This is a genomic window from Mesorhizobium sp. M0500, from assembly GCF_040321165.1.
Lineage (GTDB): Bacteria > Pseudomonadota > Alphaproteobacteria > Rhizobiales > Rhizobiaceae > Mesorhizobium.
On the sequence record NZ_JAMYRB010000008.1, the window covers coordinates 62,180 to 84,588 of the forward strand.

At 65.8% G+C, this 22,409-nt stretch carries 22 protein-coding genes, 1 tRNA gene and 1 riboswitch; of the genes, 19 read left to right on the forward strand and 4 right to left on the reverse strand.

The features are described 5' to 3' along the window. Positions 1–21: 21 nt before the first annotated feature. A riboswitch (cobalamin riboswitch) is annotated at positions 22–225 on the forward strand. Positions 226–263: 38 nt separating this feature from the next. The 7 genes from NKI70_RS16835 to NKI70_RS16865 are packed head-to-tail and all read left to right on the forward strand — an operon-like array spanning position 264 to position 9,030. After that, a complete protein-coding gene (locus NKI70_RS16835; RefSeq protein ID WP_352699360.1) occupies positions 264–698 on the forward strand; it encodes a DUF1636 family protein in 435 nt (144 codons plus the stop codon). Next, positions 695–1,735, forward strand: coding sequence for a cobalamin biosynthesis protein CobW (gene cobW, locus NKI70_RS16840; RefSeq protein WP_352699358.1), 1,041 nt, complete (start codon positions 695–697; stop codon positions 1,733–1,735). Before NKI70_RS16835 ends, cobW begins: the two co-directional genes overlap by 4 nt. 18 nt (positions 1,736–1,753) lie before the next feature. Next, positions 1,754–5,410 (forward strand): cobaltochelatase subunit CobN, encoded by a 3,657-nt coding sequence (locus tag NKI70_RS16845; RefSeq protein ID WP_352699356.1) that lies wholly within the window; start codon positions 1,754–1,756, stop codon positions 5,408–5,410. Further along, positions 5,407–6,870 (forward strand): precorrin-3B synthase, encoded by a 1,464-nt coding sequence (gene cobG / locus NKI70_RS16850; protein WP_352699354.1) that lies wholly within the window; start codon positions 5,407–5,409, stop codon positions 6,868–6,870. The genes NKI70_RS16845 and cobG overlap by 4 nt, the downstream gene beginning before the upstream one ends. 11 nt (positions 6,871–6,881) lie before the next feature. Beyond that, complete coding sequence (locus tag NKI70_RS16855; RefSeq protein WP_352699384.1) at positions 6,882–7,514, forward strand: precorrin-8X methylmutase; 633 nt, start codon at positions 6,882–6,884, stop codon at positions 7,512–7,514. Continuing rightward, entirely contained in the window at positions 7,511–8,269 is a 759-nt protein-coding gene (locus NKI70_RS16860; protein ID WP_352699352.1) for a precorrin-2 C(20)-methyltransferase, read from the forward strand. Before NKI70_RS16855 ends, NKI70_RS16860 begins: the two co-directional genes overlap by 4 nt. Further along, entirely contained in the window at positions 8,266–9,030 is a 765-nt protein-coding gene (locus tag NKI70_RS16865) for a precorrin-3B C(17)-methyltransferase (protein ID WP_352570393.1), read from the forward strand. The genes NKI70_RS16860 and NKI70_RS16865 overlap by 4 nt, the downstream gene beginning before the upstream one ends. Here NKI70_RS16865 and NKI70_RS16870 read toward each other — a convergent pair. Next, positions 8,994–9,776, reverse strand: a complete 783-nt coding sequence (locus NKI70_RS16870) for a cobalt-precorrin-6A reductase (RefSeq protein ID WP_352636681.1) — start codon at positions 9,774–9,776, stop codon at positions 8,994–8,996. The genes NKI70_RS16865 and NKI70_RS16870 overlap by 37 nt on opposite strands. Before the next feature lies 1 nt (position 9,777). On the opposite strand from NKI70_RS16870, the gene cbiE reads away from it, so the two are divergent. The 8 genes from cbiE to NKI70_RS16910 are packed head-to-tail and all read left to right on the forward strand — an operon-like array spanning position 9,778 to position 16,820. Then, a complete protein-coding gene (cbiE, locus tag NKI70_RS16875) occupies positions 9,778–11,019 on the forward strand; it encodes a precorrin-6y C5,15-methyltransferase (decarboxylating) subunit CbiE (protein ID WP_352699350.1) in 1,242 nt (413 codons plus the stop codon). Further along, positions 11,016–11,396, forward strand: coding sequence for a cobalamin biosynthesis protein (locus NKI70_RS16880; RefSeq protein ID WP_352589663.1), 381 nt, complete (start codon positions 11,016–11,018; stop codon positions 11,394–11,396). Before cbiE ends, NKI70_RS16880 begins: the two co-directional genes overlap by 4 nt. After that, a complete protein-coding gene (cobM, locus tag NKI70_RS16885) occupies positions 11,393–12,157 on the forward strand; it encodes a precorrin-4 C(11)-methyltransferase (protein ID WP_352589660.1) in 765 nt (254 codons plus the stop codon). The genes NKI70_RS16880 and cobM overlap by 4 nt, the downstream gene beginning before the upstream one ends. Then, positions 12,154–12,960, forward strand: coding sequence for a uroporphyrinogen-III C-methyltransferase (gene cobA, locus NKI70_RS16890; protein WP_352724757.1), 807 nt, complete (start codon positions 12,154–12,156; stop codon positions 12,958–12,960). The genes cobM and cobA overlap by 4 nt, the downstream gene beginning before the upstream one ends. Then, complete coding sequence (locus tag NKI70_RS16895; RefSeq protein WP_352699346.1) at positions 12,957–14,270, forward strand: cobyrinic acid a,c-diamide synthase CobB; 1,314 nt, start codon at positions 12,957–12,959, stop codon at positions 14,268–14,270. Before cobA ends, NKI70_RS16895 begins: the two co-directional genes overlap by 4 nt. Next, positions 14,267–15,028, forward strand: coding sequence for an adenosylcobinamide-GDP ribazoletransferase (locus tag NKI70_RS16900; protein WP_352589653.1), 762 nt, complete (start codon positions 14,267–14,269; stop codon positions 15,026–15,028). The genes NKI70_RS16895 and NKI70_RS16900 overlap by 4 nt, the downstream gene beginning before the upstream one ends. Positions 15,029–15,052: 24 nt before the next feature. Beyond that, on the forward strand, positions 15,053–16,063 hold the full coding sequence (gene cobT / locus NKI70_RS16905) for a nicotinate-nucleotide--dimethylbenzimidazole phosphoribosyltransferase (protein ID WP_352699344.1): 1,011 nt from the start codon (positions 15,053–15,055) through the stop codon (positions 16,061–16,063). Between the two features lie 16 nt (positions 16,064–16,079). Further along, on the forward strand, positions 16,080–16,820 hold the full coding sequence (locus NKI70_RS16910) for a hypothetical protein (RefSeq protein WP_352724758.1): 741 nt from the start codon (positions 16,080–16,082) through the stop codon (positions 16,818–16,820). Positions 16,821–16,922: 102 nt separating this feature from the next. Here the strand turns inward: NKI70_RS16910 and NKI70_RS16915 are convergent. Together NKI70_RS16915 and NKI70_RS16920 are read right to left on the reverse strand one after the other, a co-directional pair. Beyond that, a tRNA-Lys gene (locus NKI70_RS16915) sits at positions 16,923–16,998 on the reverse strand. A gap of 105 nt (positions 16,999–17,103) precedes the next feature. After that, entirely contained in the window at positions 17,104–18,009 is a 906-nt protein-coding gene (locus NKI70_RS16920) for a PhzF family phenazine biosynthesis protein (RefSeq protein ID WP_352699342.1), read from the reverse strand. A 111-nt stretch (positions 18,010–18,120) separates the two neighbouring features. Between NKI70_RS16920 and NKI70_RS16925 the strand changes: the two genes are divergently transcribed. From NKI70_RS16925 to NKI70_RS16940, 4 genes are all read left to right on the forward strand, one after another. Next, complete coding sequence (locus NKI70_RS16925) at positions 18,121–19,410, forward strand: efflux RND transporter periplasmic adaptor subunit (RefSeq protein WP_352699340.1); 1,290 nt, start codon at positions 18,121–18,123, stop codon at positions 19,408–19,410. Positions 19,411–19,412: 2 nt separating this feature from the next. Beyond that, positions 19,413–20,120 carry an ABC transporter ATP-binding protein gene (locus NKI70_RS16930; RefSeq protein WP_352699338.1) on the forward strand — a complete coding sequence of 236 codons (708 nt, stop codon included), beginning with the start codon at positions 19,413–19,415 and terminating at the stop codon, positions 20,118–20,120. Between the two features lie 2 nt (positions 20,121–20,122). Beyond that, entirely contained in the window at positions 20,123–21,340 is a 1,218-nt protein-coding gene (locus NKI70_RS16935) for an ABC transporter permease (protein WP_352699336.1), read from the forward strand. A gap of 102 nt (positions 21,341–21,442) precedes the next feature. Further along, the gene (locus NKI70_RS16940; protein WP_352699334.1) at positions 21,443–21,685 is read left to right on the forward strand and encodes a hypothetical protein; all 243 of its coding nucleotides are present in this window, start codon (positions 21,443–21,445) and stop codon (positions 21,683–21,685) included. On the opposite strand, the gene NKI70_RS16945 is transcribed toward NKI70_RS16940, so the two are convergent. Continuing rightward, complete coding sequence (locus tag NKI70_RS16945) at positions 21,660–22,406, reverse strand: hypothetical protein (protein WP_352699332.1); 747 nt, start codon at positions 22,404–22,406, stop codon at positions 21,660–21,662. The two genes, NKI70_RS16940 and NKI70_RS16945, sit on opposite strands and share 26 nt — an antisense overlap. Positions 22,407–22,409 lie beyond the last annotated feature (3 nt).

A 22,409-nucleotide genomic window follows, 5' to 3' on the forward strand; every position in this document is an offset into this window, starting at 1 on the left:
TGACACGACTACCCCCACAAGCCTAAATCCGTTCCAGACGGTCCCCTGCCCGCAACGGCAAGGGCCAAGAGGGAATGCGGTGCGAAATCTCGATTTCAAATCCGCGGCTGTCCCCGCAACTGTAAGCGACGAGCCAAGGCCGAAAACCACTGGGATGTTCCCGGGAAGGCGGCACCCAGGCGATGACCCGCGAGCCAGGAGACCTGCCGTCTAGGACATAAGAATCCGATCGCCTGGCGGGTTTTCCGGGCAAGGAGCCTGATTTGGAACGCGACAGCAGTTTTCCGGCTGAGACAGCGGATTTATTGTCCGGCCATGGTGATTCCCCGGCCGGCGTTACCGTCATCGTCTGCTCGTCCTGCCGTGACGAGACCGGTTCGGACGCTCATCCGCGCGCCGGCGAACTGCTCGCAGAGGACACGCGCCGCGCCGCTTCCAGCGAAAACATCAAAATCCGCACCGTCGAATGCCTTGGCAATTGCAAGCGCCGGCTCAGCGCCGCCATGCTGCGCGACGGCTGCTGGAGTTACGTCTTCGGTGATCTGACCACGACCAGCGGCGCCGATCTCGTCACCGGGGCAAAGCTGTTCGCCACCTCGACGGATGGGCTCATTCCATGGCGCGGCCGTCCCGATTGCCTGAAGCGCGGCCTGGTTGCCCGCATCCCTCCCCTTGACCTTCTGAAGGACTTGATATGACCGCTGCCTCCCCTTCGCGCGTTCCCTGCACCGTGGTCACCGGATTTCTCGGCGCCGGCAAGACGACATTGATCCGCCATTTGCTCGAAAACGCCAAAGGCAAGCGGCTGGCCATCATCGTCAACGAGTTCGGCGACATCGGCATCGACGGCGAGATCCTGAAGGGCTGCGCCATCGACACCTGCCCCGAGGAAAACATCGTCGAGCTGGCCAATGGTTGCATCTGCTGCACCGTCGCCGATGATTTCGTCCCGGCGCTGGACCAAATCCTGTCGCTGACGCCGAGGGTCGACCACATCCTGATCGAGACATCCGGCCTCGCTTTGCCCAAGCCGCTGGTCCAGGCCTTCCAGTGGCCGTCGGTGAAAAGCCGCGTGACGGTGGACGGCGTCATTGCCGTGGTCGACGGACCGGCGCTGGCTGATGGCCGCGTAGCCAACGACATGGACGCCCTGCAGGCCCAGCGCGCGCAGGACGAGACGCTCGACCATGACGATCCGGTCGAGGAAGTGTTCGAAGACCAGCTCGCCTGCGCCGACCTGATCATCCTGTCGAAGAGCGACCTGATGGACGCAGCCGGCTCGGCCCGTGCCAATGCCGTCATCGGCAAGCACGTTGCGCGGGCGGTGAAGATCGTACCGACTTCGCAAGGCAAGGTCGACCCGTCGGTGCTGCTCGGCCTCGGCCTCGCCGTCGAGGACGACATTGAGAACCGCAAGACCCACCACGACGACGAGCTCGACCACGAACATGACGATTTTGACTCGTTCGTCATCGACATCGCGTCCGTGTCCAACCCGGACGAGCTCGCACAACGGGTCGCCACGGCGGCGGAGGAAGAAAACGTGTTGCGCGTCAAGGGTTTCGTCGAAGTCGGCGGCAAGCCGATGCGGCTCCTGCTGCAGGCCGTCGGTCCGCGCGTCAACCACTATTACGACCGCGCCTGGACCGCTGAAGACGACCGCCGCTCGCGCCTGGTCGTCATCGGCCTGAAAGGGCTGAACCGCCCGGCCATCGAGCGTATCCTCGCCGGCTGACCCCAGGTACGAGCCGCGATGCACATCCTCACCACCACATCCGCCTCGCTCGACGATCTCGCCGAGCCTGTCGATCTCAGGCAAACGCCTGCGGATGTCGTGGCGCTGTCCTTCACCGACAGCGACCTGGCCGGGCTGGCGGCGGCGTGGAAGGCAGATGCGCACCGCCTGCCGTCGATGCGGCTCGCCGCCTTGCGCGACCTGCGCCATCCGATGTCCGTCGACCTGTGGATCGACAGCGTCGCCCGCCACGCCAAGGTCATTCTGGTCCGCATCCTCGGCGGCTATGACTGGTGGCGCTATGGCTGCGACCAGCTCGCCGTTATCGCGCGAAATCGCGGTATCAAGCTGGCGCTCCTACCGGGCGAGAGCCACGACGAGGATTTGCGACTGATCGAAGGCTCGACGCTGCCGCGGGAGGAGTTGGACGCCCTGCTTGGCTATTTCCGCGAGGGCGGGCCGGCAAATATGACGGCGCTGGTGCAGAGGCTGGCAAGTCTCGCTGGATCGGGTGCGGCGGTAGCCGAACCTGTTAGCGTGCCAAAGGCGGGATTTTACGAGCCGGGACTGGGGGTCGTAGAACGCGACGTCCCCCTCCCCCTCGAGGGGAGGGTCCGGCCGCAGGCCGGGGGTGGGGTCCTCTCCGAAGCGCGCCTACACAAAACGTCGCGCACTGCCGTGACGACCCCACCCGGCCCTGCGGGCCACCCTCCCCTCAAGGGGGAGGGAGACGCCGCGCCCATCATCCCCATCCTCTTCTACCGTTCGATGCTGCTGGCCGCAGATGTCGCGCCGATCGACGCGCTTTTTGCAGCGCTCAGGCAACGTGGTATGGCGCCGGTGCCAATCTTCGTCTCCAGCCTCAAGGACCCGGCATCGCTCGCCTTTGTCGAGACCGCGCTCTCAGCCCTGAAGCCAGCTGCCATCATCACCGCCACGGCCTTCGCCTCCGGCGCGGAACCCGGCATCGAAACCCTGTTCGACCGTGCCGGGGTGCCGGTCTTCCAGGTCATCGTCGCCACGACACGCCGTGACATCTGGCAAAACAATCAGCGCGGCCTGGCGCCTGCCGACCTCGCTATGCATGTCGTCCTGCCCGAGCTCGACGGCTGCATTCTCGCCGGTGCCATCTCCTTCAAGGGCGAAAGCGAGACCGATCCCGCATTGGCCTTCCGCGCCTTCGCCAACCGGCCGGAGCCGGATCGCGTCGCGCAAGTGGCGAACCGTGTCGAGGCCTTCGTGCGCCTGCAGCGGACGCCGCGTGCGGAGCGCAAGCTCGCCATCCTGATCCCCGACTATCCGAGCGCCCCCGGTCGCACCGGCTACGCGGTTGGTCTCGACGTGCCGTCCAGCGTGCTGGCAATGCTGCACGACCTGAGCGAACACGGCTACGCCGTTGAAAGGATTCCGCAAACGCCGCGCGAGTTGCTGGAGGTGCTGGAGCGTGGAGGTGAAGGGTTGGGGTTTGAGGACTATCTCGGGTACTCGGCGGAATTGCCTGCTGAAGCGATAGCTGCCGTGACGGCCGCATGGGGGAATGCGGCAGATGACACAAGTTTGTGCGAGGCACCCCCCTCTGTCCTGCCGGACATCTCCCCCTCAAGGGGGGAGATTGCGCTGTCATCTCTGTTTTCGCCAATCTCCAACGTCGCAGGGGTGGACAGAGCGCCGAAGCTGCCAATCTCCCCCCTTGAGGGGGAGATGTCCGGCAGGACAGAGGGGGGTGTTCAAGCGTCTGCCGCCGCAAAATTCGCCTTCCGCGCAGCCACCTTCGGCAACGTCACCGTGGCACTCGCACCTGACCGCGGGCGCTCAGCCGACCGCCGCGCCGACTATCACGACCCGACGCTGCCGCCGCGCCATGCGCTGGTCGCCTTTGGCCTCTGGCTGCGCAAGTCGCTCGGCATCCATGCAATTGTCCATGTCGGCGCCCACGGCACGCTGGAGTGGCTGCCCGGCAAGACCGTGGCGCTCAGCGAAAACTGCTTTCCCGAGATAGTCACCGGTCCCCTGCCCGTCATCTATCCCTTCATCGTCTCCAACCCGGGAGAGGCAGCGCAGGCCAAGCGGCGCATTGCCGCCGTCACGCTCGGCCATCTGCCGCCGCCGCTGACCGGCGCCGGGCTGGACGAAAACCAGCACAGGCTTGAACGACTGGTTGACGAATATGCTCAGGCCGACGGGCTCGACCGCCGCCGCCGCGACCGCCTGGCGAAGCTGATCGTCGAGACGGCGGAAAAGACCGGCCTCGCCTCAGAGGCAGGCGTCGCCAGGACCGACGCAGCCGACGAGGCTTTGCGCCGCATCGACGCCTGGCTCTGCGATCTCAAGGATTTCGCCATCAAGGACGGCCTGCACATTTACGGCCGCTCGCCGGAAGGCGAGGCTGATCCGGTACGGCGGCAAAGTGCGGCAGCTGAAAAAACCGCGCTGCTTGCCGCCCTCGACGGCCGCCACGTCGCTGCCGGTCCGGCCGGTGCGCCGGCACGGGGTCGGCGCGATGTGCTGCCGACCGGCCGCAATCTGTTCACCGCCGACCCGCGCACCATGCCGACGCCGACCGCCTATGATCTGGGCAAGGTGGCAGCGGAAGAAGTGGTCCGCAGCTACATGCAATCGCATGGCGACTGGCCGCGCTCGCTGGTCATCGACCTGTGGGGCTCGGCCTCGCTGCGCACCGGCGGTGAGGAGATCGCGCAAGGCCTGGCGCTGATGGGCTGCCGGCCGCAATGGGATTCCGCCACCGGCCGCATCACCGGCATAGATGTGCTGCCGCCGGCAACACTCGGCCGTCCGCGCATCGATGTCACCTGGCGCATATCGGGCCTGTTCCGCGACATGTTCCCGACCCAGATCGCGCTGATCGACGCCGCGGCCAACGCGGTGGCGACCCGCGACGAGGACGCTTCGGAAAACCCGCTCGCCGCTAGGACCCGCATCGACGGCAAGATCAGCCCGCGCATTTTCGGCACCTCGCCGGGCACTTACGGCGCGGGCGTCGAGGACTTGTTGTCGAGCGGCGACTGGGCCGCGCGCGAAGAGATCGGCCGCACCTATCTCGCCGCCACCTCGCACGCCTATGGCGGCTCCGAGGGCAAAGGCATTTCGGCGCCCGGCGCGTTCGAGGATCGCCTCGCCGAGGCCGACCTTCTGGTTCATACCGGCGACGACCCCGGCCGCGACATCCTCGAAGGCTCGGCCGACGTCGCCTTCATCGGCGGCTTTTCGGCAGCGGTTGCCGCGCTCGGCAAAAACGCCGACGTGATCGTCCTCGACACCACGGACCCGCAAAGACCGAAGCCGCGCTCGATCAGTGAGGCCGTGTCGCGCGTCGTGCGGGCACGCGCCGTCAATCCGCGCTTCATCGCCGGCCAGATGCGTCATGGCCCGCGCGGCGCCTCGGAATTCGCCGAGACGGTCGACCGGCTTGTCGGCTTTGCTGAGACTACCCATGCCATATCGGGCACGCTGATCGAGGCGGTGCACGACGCCTATCTTGGCGACCCCGTGGTCCGCGCCTTCATCCTGCGCGAGAACCCGGCGGCGGCGAAGGTGATTGCCGAGCGTTTGCTGTCGGCACGGCGGCGCGGGCTCTGGCATCCGCTGCGCAATTCGATCGATGACGATCTCGCCGCACTGATTGCCGAAGCGCAAGCTCTGGGAGTGGCGGCATGAACGCTTTCTCGCGCCGTGGCGCCTGCCCCGCTTTGTCGGCGCCGATGCAGACCGGCGACGGGCTGCTGGTGCGGCTCAATCCGGTCGCTGGAGGACTGTTGCCGAAATCGTTGATCGGACTCTGCGAATCCGCCTTGCGCCATGGCAACGGCATCATGGAAGTGACCGCCCGCGGCAGCCTGCAGATCCGCGGCCTGACGCCGGCAAGCGCGCGGCTGCTGGCGATGGAGGTCGATGCGCTCGGCATCGCGGTGCGCACCGGCGTGCCGGTCGAGACCGGCCCGCTGGCTGGGCTCGACCAGGAGGAGATAGCCGACCCGCGCCCGATGGCGGAGCGGATTCGGGCGGCAATTGAGGACGCCGGTGTTACGCAACGCCTTGGCCCGAAGGTTTCGGTGATCGTCGACGGCGGCGGGCAGCTGACAATGGATGCGGTTACGGCCGATGTCAGGCTGGTCGGGGTGCGGGCCGCCGACGGAATTAAGTGGCGGGTATCGCTCGCCGGAGATGCGCAGGGTGCCACGCCGCTGGCGATGTCCGAGGAAGATGCGGCTTGTGACATCGCCGTCGCCATTCTCAGGATGGTTGCCGAAAAGGGCCGCGATGCCCATGCGCGGGATTTGACGGCGAGGCAGCTGAGATCTCTCGCAAGTTGGCGATCCGTCGCGCCCCCCTCTGTCCTGCCGGACATCTCCCCCACAAGGGGGGAGATTGCGCCCTCATCTCGGCTTTCGCCTATCACCCGAGGTCCTGAGCCGCCGCTGAAGCTGCCGATCTCCCCCCAAGTGGGGGAGATGTCCGGCAGGACAGAGGGGGGCGCGACGGAACGCCAGCCCATCGGAGTTCTTAACCTAGCCACCACCGCAATCGCCCTTGGTATTGGCCTGCCGTTCGGCAGCATACCAGCGCCAAAACTTATCGATCTCACCCAATACGCCCTCACCCTCGGCACCACCGAAATCCGTCTGGCGCCGGGTCGCACGCTGCTTTTGCTTGGCCTCTCCCCAGCCGCATGTCTTTCACTCCAGAAAACCGCCGCAACCCTCGGCTTCGTCACCGACGCAGCCGACGCGCGCACCAGGATCGCCGCCTGCCCGGGTGCTCCCGCCTGTGCCTCGGGCCGCATCGCGACACGCGACATCGCCGAGACCATCGCCGTGGAAAACCTCGATATCCTCGATTCCTCGCTGACGCTGCACATCTCCGGCTGCGCCAAGGGTTGCGCCCATCCCGGTCCGGCGGCGCTGACCCTGGTCGGTGGCGAAAACGGAGCCGGACTTGTCGTGGACGGGACGGCAAAGGCATTGCCCGCCGGATACAGGCCGGGCTACGACGCCGCGCACGGCATCGGCCGCGTTGCAGCGGTGATCCGCAGCGCACGACATCCCGGCGAAACCGCTGCCGCCTGCCTGGCGAGGCTCGGCGCGGCCGGCATCACCGAAATCTATCGACAGGAATGAGCATGCCCGCCCTGAACGCCTACGACTACATCCATGATGGCACGGAGATCTACGAGCGCTCCTTCGCCATTATCCGCGCCGAGGCCGACCTGTCGCGCTTTTCCGAAGCCGAGGCCGAAATCGCTATCCGCATGATCCACGCCTGCGGCCAGGTCGAGGCTGTGCGACACTTCGTTTTCTCGAGCGATTTCGTCGCCGCCGCGCGCACGGCGTTGGGGGCCGGCGCGCCGATCTTCTGCGACGCGCAGATGGTCTCGCATGGCGTCACGCGCGCCCGGCTTCCGGCCGGCAACGAGGTGATCTGTACGCTGCGCGATCCGCGGACAGCCGACATCGCGAAAAAGATCGGCAACACCCGCTCGGCCGCGGCGATCGACCTGTGGGGCGAGCGCATGGCCGGTTCGGTCGTCGCCATCGGCAATGCGCCGACCGCCCTGTTTTATCTGCTGGAAAAGCTGCGCGACGGTGCGCCGAAGCCGGCGGCGATCATCGGTATGCCGGTCGGGTTTGTCGGCGCCGCTGAGTCGAAGGATGCGCTGGCCGAAAATTCCTATGGCGTGCCTTACGCCATCGTGCGCGGCCGGCTGGGCGGCAGCGCCATGACCGCCGCCGCCCTCAATGCATTGGCGAGGCCGGGCCTATGAATGCGATTGCAAAAGGCAGGCTTGTCGGCGTCGGCACCGGTCCTGGCGACCCGGAACTTTTGACGCTGAAGGCAGTGCGTGCTCTGGCCGAGGCCGATGTCGTTGCGCATTTCGCCAAGCGCGGCAACAACAGCAATGCGCGCGCCATTGTCGGCGCACATTTTCGCCCTGATCTGATCGAACTGCCGCTGCTCTACCCGGTGACGACCGAGATCGACAAGGACCACAGTGATTACCGGTCGCAGATAACGGATTTCTACGAGCAGTCGGCCGAAAAGGTCGCCGAGCACCTCAGCGCCGGCAGGATGGTCGCGGTGCTTTCGGAAGGCGATCCGCTTTTCTACGGCTCCTACATGCATCTTCATGTCCGGCTGGCGCACCGTTTTCCGACCGAAGTCATTCCTGGCGTCACCGCCATGTCCGGCTGCTGGTCGGCGACCGGCCTGTCTATCGTCCAGGGCGACGACGTGCTGACGGTGCTGCCGGGCACCATGAGCGAATTCGAGCTGACGCGTCGCCTCGCCGATACCGACGCTGCGGTGATCATGAAGGTCGGCCGCAACCTGCCCAAGATCAGGCGCGCGCTGGAGGCAACCGACAAGCTGGCGCGGGCCATCTATGTCGAGCGCGGCACCATGCCGGGCGGTGTCTCGATGCGGCTTGCCGACAAAAAGGATGGCCAGGCGCCTTATTTCGCCATCGTGCTGGTGGCCGGCTGGTCGGGCCGGCCAAACGCATTGAGAGCCGAAGCATGAGCGGCCGCCTCACCGTCATCGGCCTCGGGCCCGGCGACGCCGACCAGGTGACGCCGGAGGCAAGCCGCGCCGTTGCCGAGGCAAAATTCTTCTATGGCTACAAGCCTTATCTTGACCGGCTCGATCTGCGCCCCGACCAGATTCGCGTCGCTTCCGACAATCGCGAGGAACTCGCGCGCGCCAAGGACGCGCTGCTGAAGGCTGCGGAAGGCCACGATGTCGCCGTCGTGTCGGGCGGCGATCCCGGCGTCTTCGCCATGGCCGCGGCCGTCTGCGAGGCGATAGAGGCGGGCCCACCCGAATGGCGCGCGGTCGACATCGCCATCGTGCCCGGTATCACCGCCATGCTCGCCGTCGCCGCCCGCATCGGCGCGCCGCTCGGCCACGATTTCTGCGCCATATCGCTGTCCGACAATCTGAAGCCGTGGGACCTGATCGAGCTACGCCTGCTGGCGGCAGCGGGCGCCGGCTTCGTCATCGCGCTCTACAACCCGATCAGTAAGGCGCGCCCATGGCAGCTAGGCCGCGCCTTCGAATGCCTTGCTGCGATCCTGCCCGGCACCACGCCGGTGATCTTCGGCCGTGCCGCCGGCCGTCCCGACGAGCGCATCGAGGTTTTTCTGCTGGCGGACGCCGATGCCGCGAAGGCCGACATGGCGACCTGCATCATCATCGGCTCGCCGGAAACCAGGATCATCAAGCGGGGTGACAAGGCCGCGCTGGTCTACACGCCGCGTTCGGCAGCTGGCCCAAGAACATGACCGACCAGAAAATGATCGACCATCGCGGCAAGAGATTCGACGGTCTCAGCCGACGTGACGTCCGGCAGCGCCGGCCTGCGGATCATCACCACCTCGATTCCCAGCGCTCGCGCGGCCGCGATCTTGCCGTAGGTTGCCTCGCCGCCGCTGTTTTTGGAAACAACGACTTCGATGTGGTGTTGCAGAAGCAGGGCATGTTCGTCGACTTCCCGAAACGGCCCGCGCGCCAAGAGATAGGTCGCGTCGGGCACAGCGAGCCTGGGCTCGACCGGGTCGACACTGCGGATGAGATAATGATGCTGGGGAGCGGCCTTGAAGGCAGCGACCTCCTGTCGCCCGAGCGCCAGGAATACGCGGCGCGGCACCGATCCCAAAGCCGTCACCGCGCTGGCAACGGTGTCGACCAACATCCAGCGATCACCTTCGACCGCCTCCCATCCGGGACGCCTGAGCGTAACGATAGGCACGCCGGTCATGCGCGCTGCTTCCGCCGCATTGGCGGAGATTCGCGCCGCATAGGGATGCGTGGCGTCGATCAGCAGGTCGATCTTGTTCTGGCGGAGATACGCCGCCAGCCCGCCGGCACCGCCGAAGCCGCCGACCCGCACCGGCACCCCCTGCGCGGCCGGGTTTTCGGTGCGGCCGGCCAACGACAGTATGACCGAAATATCCGGGCGCGCGGCCAGCTTTCCGGCCATTTGCCGGGCTTCGGTGGTTCCGCCGAGGATCAGAATGCGGTGGGTCATCATGCCTGCTGAAGCTCCGCGCGGCGCCAAGCTCACCTCAAAGTGGCTCACGATCATCGGCATCGGCGAGGACGGTGTAGCGGGTCTCGGCGACGAGGCCAAGCGGTTGATCGCGGAGGCCGAATTCGTCTTCGGCGGCAAGCGCCACCTTGCCCTCGTCGCGTCGCTCGCCAAAGGTGAAGCGCGCGCCTGGCCGACACCTTTCGATGCCGAGCTGCGCGACGTGCTGGCGCTCTCCGGCAGACGCGTCTGCGTGCTGGCCTCCGGCGATCCCTTCTACCACGGTGTCGGCGTCACCCTCGCCCGCAAGGTCGCGGCGGAGGATATGCGGGTGATCCCCGCGCCCTCGGCCTTCTCGCTGGCCGCCGCCCGCCTTGGCTGGCCGCTGCAGGATATCGAGACCGCCTCGCTGCATGGTCGCTCGCTCGACCTGATCCGGCCGTTGCTGCATCCTTGCACCCGCATTCTCGCGCTGACCTCGGACAGCGATGCACCGGGAGCGATTGCCGGTCTGCTGACAGAGCTCGGCTTCGGCGCCTCGCAGCTGACCGTTCTGGAGGCGCTCGGCGGTCCGAACGAAAGGCTGCGCTCGGCGAGCGCCGGCACTTTCGACCTCGAAAAGATCAACCCGCTCAACGTGCTCGCGATCGAAGTTGAATCGACTTCGCAAGCACGCATCCTGCCGCTGACAGCGGGACTTGCCGATCATTTGTTCGAGCATGACGGCCAGATCACCAAGCGCGAAGTGCGCGCCGTCACCCTGTCCGCTCTCGCGCCAAGACGCGGCGAACTGCTGTGGGACATCGGCGCCGGATCGGGCTCCATCGGCATCGAATGGATGCTGGCCCATCCATCCATGCGTGCGATCGCCGTTGAGGCCGATCCGGCCCGCGCCGCGCGCATCCGACGCAACGCCGCGGCTTGCGGCGTTCCCGGTCTTGCCGTCGTTGAAGGTTCGGCACCGCAAGCGCTTGCCGGGCTGGAGACGCCCGCGGCGATCTTCATCGGCGGCGGCGGCAGCGATGCCGGCGTGCTGGAAGGAGCCATCGATGCCTTGCCTGCCGGAGGCCGCCTCGTCGCCAATGCGGTGACCCTGGAAATGGAGGCGCTGCTGCTTTCCCGTCACGCCGCGCTCGGCGGCGAACTCACCCGCATCGCTGTATCCCGTGCTTCGCCGGTCGGTTCGATGCAGGCGTGGCGGCCGGCTATGCCGGTTACCCAATGGAGCTGGGTGAAGCCATGATGGTCGCGGGCATCGGCAGCCGCAAAGGCGTCAGCGCAACGGACGTGCTTGCCGCGGTAGAAACCGCGCTGGAGGCGCACGGGCTTGCCCTGTCGGCGCTTTCGGCCCTCGCGACCGCGTCTCTCAAGCAGGATGAAGCGGCAATCTTCGCCGCCGGACGCGAACTCCGCCTTCCGGTGATCGTCGTCGAGCAGGATGAACTCAAAGCCGCATCTACGACCAGCCGTTCCGACCTATCGCAGGAGCATGCCGGCACGCCGTCGGTTTCCGAAGCCTCGGCGCTTGCCGCCGCCGGCAAAGGCGCAAAACTGCTCGGGCCGCGCACCGTGCTCGGTGCTGTCACTTGCGCCATCGCCATCAGCGGAGATGCGGCATGACCGTTCACTTCATCGGTGCCGGCCCGGGTGCTGCCGACCTCATCACCTTGCGCGGCAGCCGCCTGCTCGGCAGTTGTTCCGTCTGCCTCTATGCCGGATCGATCGTCGCGCCGGAGCTGTTGCAGCACTGCGCGCCCGGAACGCGGTTGATCGACACCGCGCCGATGTCGCTCGACGAGATCGAGGCCGAATATCTGGCCGCCCACGCGGCCGGCCATGATGTCGCCCGCCTGCATTCCGGCGATCTTTCGGTGTGGAGCGCCGTTGCCGAGCAGATCCGCCGGCTGGAAAAGCACGGCATTCCTTACACGCTGACGCCGGGCGTGCCGTCCTTCGCCGCTGCGGCGGCAGCGCTGCGCCGCGAGCTGACCATTCCAGAAGTCGCGCAAAGCCTGGTGCTGACCCGCATCTCCGGCCGCGCCTCGAAAATGCCTCCCGGCGAAACGCTGGCCGGCTTCGGCCGCACCGGCGCCACGCTGGCCATCCACCTTGCCATCCACGCTATCGACCGGATCGTCGCCGAACTGACGCCGTTCTATGGCGCCGATTGCCCGGTGGCGGTCGTCTTCCGTGCTTCCTGGCCGGACGAGCGCGTGCTGACCGGCACGCTGGCCACTATCGAGGCGCAACTGGCCGCCGATCCGATGGAACGCACGGCAATCATCTTCGTCGGCCGCTCGCTGGCGGCGGAGGGCTTTGGCGAAAGTTCACTGTACGACGCGCACTACCAGCGACGCTTTCGCGGACGGGACGGATTGTGAGCGGCAGCAACAGAAACACCATCGTCGAGCAGGCGCTCACCCGGCTCAACTTCAAGCCGCGCCAGCTTGAGCCCGGCCACGTCTGGCTGGCCGGCGCCGGCCCCGGCGATCCCGGCGGCCTGACGCTGGAAGTGCTGGCCGCCCTCGGACAGTGCGACGCGCTGGTTTATGACGCGCTGGTCTCGCCAGAAGTCGTCGCTGTCGCCGAGGGCGCGGAACTGTTCTATGCCGGCAAGCGCGGCGGCAAGCCGTCGATGAAGCAGGACGACATCACCGCTCTGCTGGTCCGGCTGGCGCGCGAGGGCCGGCGCGTCGTCAGGCTGAAGGGCGGCGACCCCTATATTTTCGGGCGTGGCGGCGAAGAGGCGCTGGCGCTGGCCGGGGAAACTATCCCGTTCCGCATCCTGCCTGGCCTGACGTCCGGCCTCAGCGCGCTGGCCGCGACCGGCATTCCCGGCACCATGCGCGGCATCAACAAGGCGCTGATCCTGGCGACCGGCCATGCCGCCGGCACCGATGATGATCTCGACTGGGCGGCAATCGCCCGCACCGGCCAGCCGGTGGTCGTCTATATGGGTATGGCCAACCTGCCGCTGATCGCCGCTTCGTTGCTAGAGGGCGGCCTGCCGTCTTCGACGCCCGCCGCGGTCATCGTTGCCGCGACGACGCCGCAGGAGCGTATCGTCGTCGCCACGCTCGCCACGATTGCCGAGGAAACGGCCGCAGCCGGCTTGACCTCGCCGGCGCTGATCGTCGTCGGCGGCATCGTCGGGATGCGCGCGGCACTAGCGGGTGAGCCATGACCCGCGCCATCATCATCGGCGCGCCGCGCTCGGGCTCGGGCAAGACCAGCGTCACCATCGGCATTTTGCGCGCACTTGCCCGGCGCGGCCTGAAAGTGCGCGGCGCCAAATCCGGCCCGGACTATATCGATCCTGGCTTCCACACCGCAGCCACTGGCCTGTCCGGTGTCAATCTCGACAGCTGGGCAATGCCGCCCGCCCTGCTCAACGCACTGGCCGGCGAAGCGACCGAAGATGCCGATTTTATCTTCCTCGAAAGCGCCATGGGCCTGTTCGACGGGATCCCTGCTGCTCCAGGCCGTTCCGGCTCGGCTGCCGATCTTGCCCGGCTTTACGGCCTGCCGGTGCTGCTTGTGCTCGATGTCTCCGGTCAGTCGACCACGGCAGCGGCCGTCACCAAGGGTTTTGCTACCTACGATCCGGATGTGCGCATGGCCGGGGTCGTACTCAACCGGCTGGGCAGCGAGCGCCACCGCCGGCTATGCGGCGATGCCATCGAAGCACTCGGTCTGCCTGTCGTCGGCGCTATCCTGCGCGATCCCTCGCTCAACCTGCCCGAGCGCCATCTCGGCCTCGTCCAGGCCGGCGAATATGAGAATCTGATGGCGCATCTCGACCGGCTGGCCGACATGGTCGAGCGCTCGCTCGACCTCGACTCCATTATGGCGCTGGCGGCGCCATTCACGCCCGCGCCGGGCAATTTCGACGACGCGCTGCCGCCGCCCGGCCAGCGCATCGCATTGGCCGAGGACGCCGCCTTCACCTTCCTCTATCCGCACGTTGCCGCGCATTGGCGCAAGGCCGGCGCCGAGATCGTTCCGTTCTCGCCGCTCGCCGATGAAGCGCCTGGCGACAATTGCGATGTCTGCTGGCTGCCCGGCGGCTATCCCGAACTTCATGCCGGCCGCCTCGCGGCCGCGGCGAATTTCAGGGCCGGCATGGCGCGGTTCGCCGCCACGCGGTCGGTGCACGGCGAGTGCGGCGGCTTCATGGTGTTGGGCGAAGCGCTCGAGGACGCGTCGGGCGAGACGCATCGGATGCTTGGCCTCCTCGGCCATTCGACCAGCTTCGCCAAGCGCAAGATGAATCTCGGCTACCGCGAGGCGCGGCTGCGGTCCGGCTGTCCGCTCGGCGGCCAAGGCACGCTGATCCGCGGCCATGAATTCCACTACGCGCAGATGATTGCGACCGGCAATGACGAGCCGTTGGCCGACCTCGCCGACGGTCAAGGAAATCCGCTCGGCGCCTCGGGCTACCGGCGCGGCAATGTCAGCGGCACGTTCTTCCATGCCATTGCGAGGGGCGGATGAAGGCCTCGCAACAGCAAATTCTCGACGACATCGCGCTTTGCCTCGTCTTCTTTACCCGGCTGCCGCTGCCGCGAGCCGACTTCCGTGGCCGCAGCCTTGCCGCTGCGATCTGGGCTGCACCCGTTGCCGGTCTCGCCGTCGCTCTGGCCGGTGCGCTGGTCTACGCCGGCGGCACGAGGCTCGGCCTCGCCGCTGGCCCTGCTGCAGCGTTGGCCCTTGCCGCGATCTTGCTCGCTACCGGCTGCCTGCATGAAGACGGGCTTTCGGATGTCGCCGACGGCTTTGGCGGCGGCAAGACGCGCGACAGGAAACTCGAGATCATGCGCGACAGCCGCATCGGTGCCTACGGCGCCTGCGCGCTCGGCATCTCGCTGCTGATCCGCTGGAGCGTACTCTCTGGATTCGTCGGCCCGACTCATGTCTTCTGGGCCCTCATTGCCGCGCATGCCGCGTCGCGCGGCCTGCCCGGCGCCTTCATGCACCTGCTGCCACCGGCCCGCAGCGATGGCCTCTCGGTTGATGCAGGCGCAGTCACGGCCGAAACCGCCGGTATCGGTACCGTACTCGGTGCGATCGCGCTGCTGGCGCTTGGGTTCAGTGCTGCCATGTTCGCGCTCATCCTGCTTGCGTTCTTGTTTGCCGCGTTTCGAGCGCTTTGCCTCAACCAGATCGGCGGCCAGACCGGCGACACCGTCGGCGCCCTGCAGCAGCTCGGCGAGATCGCAATCCTGCTCGTCGCTTCCGTTTCCCTGTCTTGACTCTGTTTCGGAGATTTTGCCCCCATGCCTTTCAAATCGCTCGATGAACTGCGCGCCGCCTGCCTCGACCTGCACAGCGGCAGCGACGCCGCGGCCAACGCCGTCGCCCACCGCCAGGACACGCTGACCAAGCCGCAAGGCAGCCTCGGCCGGCTGGAGACAATTGCCGCCTGGCTGGCGCGCTGGCAGGGCCGCGACATGCCAAAACTCGACCGCGTCAAGGTCTTCGTCTTCGCCGGCAACCACGGCGTCACCGCGCAAGGGGTGTCGGCTTTCCCTTCGGAAGTCACCGTGCAGATGGTGGCGAATTTCGCCGGCGGCGGCGCCGCCATCAACCAGCTTGCCCGCGTGGCCGGCGCCGAACTCGACGTCATCCCGCTCGACCTCGACCGCCCGACCGGCGACTTCACGCAAGAGCCCGCAATGGACGACGAGGCCTTCCTTGCCGCCGTCTCGGCCGGCTACGACACGGTCAGCAGGGAACTCGACCTCGTCTGCTTCGGCGAAATGGGCATCGGCAACACCACGCCGGCCGCGGCCATCTCGACCGCGCTGTTCGGCGGCGGCGCGGAAAGATGGACCGGACGCGGCACCGGCGTCGACGACGCCGGCCTCGTGCGCAAGATCGTCGCGATCGAGGCCGGCCTCAAGCGCCACGCCGAGGCGCTAGCCGATCCGCTGAAGGTAGCGGCAGCCCTCGGCGGCCGCGAGCTCGCGGCGATCCTTGGTGCGACGCTGGCAGCGCGTCATCTCGGCGTGCCGGTATTGCTCGACGGCTTCGTCGGCACCGCTGCCGCGGCACCATTGGCGAGATTGCATCCTGCCGGCCTCGCGCACACACTGGCAGCCCATGTCTCGGCCGAATCCGGCCACCGTCGTCTGTTGGAGGCGCTCGGCCTGCCGCCGCTGCTCGACCTCGGCATGCGGCTCGGCGAAGGCTCCGGCGCCTGCCTCGCAGTCAACATTGTTCGTTCAGCGCTCGAATGCCACGCCCGCATGGCAAGTTTTGCAGAGGCAGGGATCTCGGAGAAGTAAGGACCAGACGGCTGCGATGAATGAACCGCCATATCCTTTTCGTGACCCGAAGCAGGGCATTCGCGAAATCTATGCCCGAATTGTCCGCGATTTCGATCGGAAGGCTGGGGCCTTTGCCGGGCTCACATACAGTTCACCATGGATGTTGGCCACAGAGGATTGGGCTGAACGATCAGGTCATTCGGTCGAGGACCTATGCGAGATGATTTCTCAAAAGCGGATTTCCTACTTTTCCAAGGAACCCGCGGATCCAGAAACCGTCCGGATTTTTGAGGATTTTCGCAACGCGGCTGAGGAGTGGAGAGAAGAGACCGGCTACGCTGATCTGCCCACGCGCCTCACCCCCGAGATGAGAAGTTTTACGAATTACAAGGAGTTAAAAGCACACACGTGGAGACTGTGGAGTTCCATGGGGCTGGATCGACCGTCACACGATTATTTTCTTCGTGACCTCAGCTTTAGGGGCATGATGGAAGATGCTTTTGGCCACGAGGTTCTAGTCGGGATGAAACTAAAGCTTGGATATGGTGGGCCTATCCGGCTGGATTTTCACTTTCCTTACTACGCAGACGATGAACCTACATCCTTTGGACTGGGCGGTCTCTCGGGCGAGGCGCTATTCAATGCACTTCGACTGCCCAGGCATCCTGAACTCGAATGGATCGCAGGCAAGAGCAAAACAAACTTCGATGCCGTCGACGGCGTGATAGCCATAACGCGAGCAATCCTGACCTATCTGAGGCCCACCATCCAATAGTCGGGCGAGTCGACTAGTCGCTGGCCGACATGTGCGACGGGCAAAACGCTGTCTCGCGCCGCGGCTCGTTCTAAGGTCTTTCCACCAAATCCTGGAGATTTTTGGTGGGTGCGCACAGGATTGAACTGTGGACCCGCTGATTAAGAGTCAGCTGCTCTACCAACTGAGCTACGCACCCACTCGGCCGGCAAAACCGGCGTTGGCGGGCATATAGCCGCCGACATCCGCCATGTCCAGCCCCGTGGGATTCATTTCCCGACAAATCGCCGAAGTGCCGAGGTCGTCAAACAAAAAGCCTGCCTTCAGCCACCTTCACCGCATGGCCGCCGATGCGGGCGGCCGCCAGTTTGCCGCCTTCGACATTCAGTTCGAGGCGAATGCGCGAAGGCCGGCCCATCTCCAGCCCCTGCTCGATCCACAGTTGTGAAACGCCGTCGGTCGGGCCGTCGAAATGCATGATCGCGCCAGCGAACGCGGCCGCCGCTGAGCCGGTCGCCGGGTCTTCGTAGGACGGATTGCCGGGCACCATCATGCGGACATGGAAGGCACTGTCATGGTGCACCGTCTCGCGGCAATAGACATAGGGGCTGGCGAAGGCCCATTCGCTCTTGCGTGGTGCGAGCTCCGACCAGGCCTGGTTGTCCAGCCTGATCCGGGCGGCCGCCTCCAGATTGGCGACGGGGATGGTCACGTAGGGCACGCCCGCCGACCAGAACGAAACGCGGTGGTTCTCGAAGCCGATCTCGTGCGGCCCAAGGCCAAGGGCCGCGCCGATCGCCTCGGGATCGGCCGACAATGCCAGCTGCGCCGGCAGTTTCGCCAGGTCGAACTCGGCAAAGGTCGAACCGTCGTGCTTGCTGACAGCGCAGCGCACCGGGCCGATATTCTCCTCGAGCACGAAGATGCCGGCGGCCTCTCCCGCCATTTCGGCGAGCGCTATCGCCGAGCCGACGGTTGGGTGGCCGGCGAACGGCATTTCATAGTCGGGCGTGAAGATACGGATGCGGGCCCGGTGCTTCGGGTTCTCCGGCGGCAGCACGAAGACGGTTTCGGACAGGTTGAACTCGCGCGCCACCGCCTGCATCGCCGCAACGTTGAGCCCGTCACAGTCGAGCACGACGGCCAGCGGATTGCCGGCCAGCCGGTTGGTGGTGAATACGTCGTAAAGCAAGTAATTCCGCGGCTGCATCTCAGTAAGTCCTCTGCCTCATTCCAAACATGAGCGAAATTTAATTTGAATTTTGAACCATAAGGCCTGATTTGTGCACTGATGGGATATCACTGAACATAGGGGTCCGGCGTGGACCAGATTGTCAATCTGCCAAAGACGGAATCCGCTTCCGCCATCGAGACGGCGCTCGGGCTCGACCACCAGGGCCTGAAGACAAAACGTCGCGGTTGGCTTTACGCAGTGTTCGCACTGCTTGCCGTCGCCGCGAGTGTCGTCGGCTACCAGTGGTATGCGGGCTCGCCCGCCAAGATCGAGTATACCACGACACTGGCCGCCATGGCCGACCTTACCGTCGCGGTTTCGGCTACCGGCACGCTGCAGCCTCTCACCCAGGTCGATATTTCCAGCGAACTCTCCGGCGTCGTCCGCTCGGTTTCGGTCAACGAGAACCAGCTGGTGAAGAAGGGCGATGTGCTGGCCGCGCTCGACACCGCAAAGCTGGAGGTGCAGATAGAGCGCGCCCAGGCCTCCGCCAAGGCAGCGGCGGCGAGCGTCGAGGACGCCACCGTGACCCTGGCCGAAAACGAAAAGGCGCTGGTGCGCGCGGCGCAACTGACCAAGCGCGGCATGGCGACGGACCAGTCGCTTGAAGCGGCAACCGCCACGCGCGACCGCTCGAAGGCAGCGCTCGATATCGCCAAAGCCAACCTCGCCATGGCCAATGCCGATCTCAAGGCGCAGCAGACGGATCTTGCCAAGAGCACAATCTACGCTCCGATCGATGGCATCATACTGACGCGCTCGGTCGATCCCGGCCAGACGGTCGCCTCCTCGCTGCAGGCGCCGGTGCTGTTCGTCATCGCTGCGGATTTGAAGAACATGGAATTGAAGGCTGCGGTCGACGAGGCCGATATCGGCGCCGTCAAACCCGGCCAGCATGCGCGCTTCACCGTCGACGCGTTCCCCGAACGGCCATTCGACGCCGAAATCCGCGACATTTCCTATGCCTCGGTCACCACCGACGGTGTCGTTACCTATGATGCAAGGCTCGACGTCGACAATAGCGAGCTTCTGTTGCGGCCCGGCATGACAGCCACCGTCTCGGTCGTCACCAAGCAGGCCAAGAACGTGCTAACCGTGCCATCGATCGCCTTCCGCTACCGGCCGGCGCAAACGGCGGAGCGCGGCTGGAGCCTCACCGACCTGTTCACCGGCCGCATGGGGCGCCCGGGCGGCAACCGCCAGCGCCAGGCGGCGACGAAGCCCAGCGACGGCTCGCGCACGCTTTACGTGCTGGAGAATGGCCGGCCGCATCCGGTCAACGTCAGGGTCGGCTCGACAGATGGCGAACTGACCGAGATCGTTTCCGGCCTGGAGAAAGGCGCGCAAGTCATTACCGCCTCGCAGCAGCGGAGCTGATCGTGGCATCGGGCGCGACCCTCATCGGCTTCGACAAGGTCTGGAAAAGCTATGGCCAGGGCGAGGCCCGGGTGCATGCGCTGGCCGGCGTCGACCTCGCCATCAGGCGCGGCGAATTCGTCGCCATCATGGGCCCGTCCGGTTCGGGCAAATCGACGGCCATGAACATCATTGGCTGCCTCGACACGCCGACCGCTGGGACTTACAGCTTCGAAGGCATCGACGCCGGCCGTCTCGACCGCAACCGCCGCGCTCAGCTGCGCAACCTCTATGTCGGCTTCGTCTTCCAGGGCTATAATCTCTTGCCGCGCACCACGGCCGCCGAGAATGTCGAACTGCCGCTGATCTATCGCGGCGCCGGTGCCCGCGAGCGCCGCGGCCTTGCCATGCAGGCACTTGCCGAGGTCGGCCTTGTCGGCCGCGAGCATCATACGCCGGCCGAGCTGTCCGGCGGCCAGCAGCAGCGCGTGGCGATCGCGCGCGCCATCGTCACCAGGCCGACGCTGCTCGTTGCCGACGAACCGACCGGCAATCTCGACACCGCCCGCACGCACGAGATCATGGAACTCCTGACGCAGCTGAACAGCGAGCTCGGGCTGACTATCGCCATGGTCACGCACGAAGCCGATGTTGCCGGCTATGCGCAGCGCACGATCCGTTTCCTCGATGGCCATGTCGCCTTGGACACAGCCAATCTCGAGATGGCCTAGCCATGATCTGGGAAACCGTTCGCCTCTCGCTCCGCTCCATCCGCCGCAACGTGCTGCGCTCGTTCCTGACGCTGCTCGGCATCGTCATCGGCGTTGCCGCCGTCATCGCCATGCTGACCATCGGCTCGGGCACCACCGAAAAGGTCAAGTCCGATATTTCCAAGCTCGGCAGCAATCTGCTTGTCATCCGTTCCGGCCGTCCGGCCGGGCCTGGCGGACCTGGAGGGCTCGACCAGGTGGTCCGACCGCTGGGCGACAAAGATCTTGCAGCGCTTGCCGCGCATCTGGACGGCGCGCGCGCCATCTCGCCGGCGTCGCAAAAGCAGGTGCGCGTCATTTTCGGCACCGAAAGCCTGACCTCGGGCGTCACCGGCACCGACAGCGCCTATCTCGATGCCCGCGACTGGAAGCTGGTTTCGGGCCGCCCGTTCAGCGATTCGGAAACCCGCTCGGGCACCGGCGTCTGCCTCATCGGCGAGACGGTGCGCCAGCAGTTCTTCGGCGCCGGCGACCCCGAAGGCGAGATCATCCGCGTCAACCGCACTTCCTGCAAGATCATCGGCCTGCTCGAACCGAAGGGCTATACCGGCTTCGGCCAGGACCAGGACAATGTCGTGCTGATGCCGCTTGCGGCCTATCAGCGTCGCATTGCCGGCAATCGCGACATCGAATCGATCTATGTCGCCGCCGACGACGGTACGCCAACCACGGTGCTGCAGCAGCGCGTGGAGGACATCTTGCGCGACACACGCCGCATCACGCCCGACCGTGACGATGATTTCTCGATCCGCGACATGACCCAGATCGCCGATGCCATGGCCAGCGCCACCACCACCATGACTGGCATGCTCGGCGCCGTCGCCGGCGTCAGCCTGCTCGTCGGCGGCATCGGTATTATGAACATCATGCTGGTGTCGGTAACCGAACGCACGCGCGAGATCGGCATCAGGCTCGCTATCGGCGCCCATGAAAAGCATATCCTCATCCAGTTCCTGGTCGAGGCAACCGTGCTGTCGCTGCTTGGCGGCATTATCGGCATCCTGATCGGCCTGGCCCTTGCCGGCCTCGCCTCGGTGACGCTGACGATCCCGTTTGCGCCAAGCCCGGCGGTCATCCTGCTTGCGGTCGGCTTCTCCGCGCTGATCGGCATGGTGTTCGGCTTCTTCCCGGCGCTGCGCGGCGCACGGCTCAACCCGATCGACGCGCTGAGGCACGAGTAGCGCGCGCCTCCAGACGCTGCCAATTTTTTATGCAACCTGCCCTTGTCGCAGCACATTCTGCAATGATAACAATGCTGTTGGGGACTAAGGGGGGAACAATGGATGAGCAAGAAAGCGCGACTGGCTCTGGCGATGGTGATCGTCGAAGCCGCCTTGGCAGGGCTTTGGTGGAATTTGATCCTTTATGGGATGGAGAATCCCGATCGCGTCACCGCAGACTTTCAGCAGGTAATTGGGCAGACGATGGGAACGGCGATGGGCGCGCTCCTGGGTCTCGGCGTGCTGTTGTATTTTGTTGCCGCCCGCAACGACCCCAAGGCTATTGAAGGCAGGTCTCGACGTTAGAGTCGGAATCCTTGCCCGCAAAGTGCCATTCGATCAGCGGTCTCATATGCGGCATCAACCCGTCCGGCAGGTCGGCTGCATTGCGGATGATGATGGGGCCTTCGATTTCAGGCTCTGACTCGGCCGCGACGAAAGCGCTGATCCGCTGCGCCAGGTCGTCGGCGGAAGCCGTCTCACGATAGCGGCGAAAGATCACCGTGCCGCTTGCCGTCGACAGGGCGTAATGGCGCCTGCCGCGTGTCGCGCCTGACAGGTCGAGACCGGTCTCTTCGCGCACCTCGCGGATCATGTTGAAGTCGACGTCGACAAGGCCGTCGCGGAAATCGGTTGGCTCGAACGAACCGGCGGCGAAGTAGACGCGCCCGGCATTGACCGTATGCGGCGCCATGCGGATCGCCACCAACGTGTTGTCGCCGGCGACCAGCATGGCGTGAGCGTAGGCATGTTCGGCGCCAAGCACCTGTCGATTGCTGCGCCAAAGCATGAAGGTCGAATAACGCACCGCATGGCAACGGCCGACGAGGCGATTGTCGCGATAGCTGAGAGCGGAAAGCAGCACCACGGTGCCGTCGAAAAGCGCCGGCTTGGCCGCGGTCTCACGCCGCCAGTTCTCGGCGATCGCGTCGGCATGATCGCGCTCGAACGGATGCGGGCCGGAATCGAGCCTGACGTCGATGGCATCGACCGGCAGGATGACGTTGCGCGGCAGATCGAAACTCACGCC

Coding starts and splice junctions, on each gene's coding strand:
- NKI70_RS16900 (WP_352589653.1), top strand. CDS start 14,267: ATGAAGGCCTCGCAACAGCAAATTCTCGACGACATCGCGCTTTGCCTC.
- NKI70_RS16865 (WP_352570393.1), top strand. CDS start 8,266: ATGAGCGGCCGCCTCACCGTCATCGGCCTCGGGCCCGGCGACGCCGAC.
- NKI70_RS16910 (WP_352724758.1), top strand. CDS start 16,080: ATGAATGAACCGCCATATCCTTTTCGTGACCCGAAGCAGGGCATTCGC.
- NKI70_RS16895 (WP_352699346.1), top strand. CDS start 12,957: ATGACCCGCGCCATCATCATCGGCGCGCCGCGCTCGGGCTCGGGCAAG.
- cobG (WP_352699354.1), top strand. CDS start 5,407: ATGAACGCTTTCTCGCGCCGTGGCGCCTGCCCCGCTTTGTCGGCGCCG.
- cobW (WP_352699358.1), top strand. CDS start 695: ATGACCGCTGCCTCCCCTTCGCGCGTTCCCTGCACCGTGGTCACCGGA.
- cobM (WP_352589660.1), top strand. CDS start 11,393: ATGACCGTTCACTTCATCGGTGCCGGCCCGGGTGCTGCCGACCTCATC.
- NKI70_RS16940 (WP_352699334.1), top strand. CDS start 21,443: ATGAGCAAGAAAGCGCGACTGGCTCTGGCGATGGTGATCGTCGAAGCC.
- NKI70_RS16935 (WP_352699336.1), top strand. CDS start 20,123: ATGATCTGGGAAACCGTTCGCCTCTCGCTCCGCTCCATCCGCCGCAAC.
- cbiE (WP_352699350.1), top strand. CDS start 9,778: ATGCCTGCTGAAGCTCCGCGCGGCGCCAAGCTCACCTCAAAGTGGCTC.
- NKI70_RS16880 (WP_352589663.1), top strand. CDS start 11,016: ATGATGGTCGCGGGCATCGGCAGCCGCAAAGGCGTCAGCGCAACGGAC.
- NKI70_RS16870 (WP_352636681.1), bottom strand. CDS start 9,776: ATGACCCACCGCATTCTGATCCTCGGCGGAACCACCGAAGCCCGGCAA.
- NKI70_RS16920 (WP_352699342.1), bottom strand. CDS start 18,009: ATGCAGCCGCGGAATTACTTGCTTTACGACGTATTCACCACCAACCGG.
- NKI70_RS16845 (WP_352699356.1), top strand. CDS start 1,754: ATGCACATCCTCACCACCACATCCGCCTCGCTCGACGATCTCGCCGAG.
- cobT (WP_352699344.1), top strand. CDS start 15,053: ATGCCTTTCAAATCGCTCGATGAACTGCGCGCCGCCTGCCTCGACCTG.
- NKI70_RS16860 (WP_352699352.1), top strand. CDS start 7,511: ATGAATGCGATTGCAAAAGGCAGGCTTGTCGGCGTCGGCACCGGTCCT.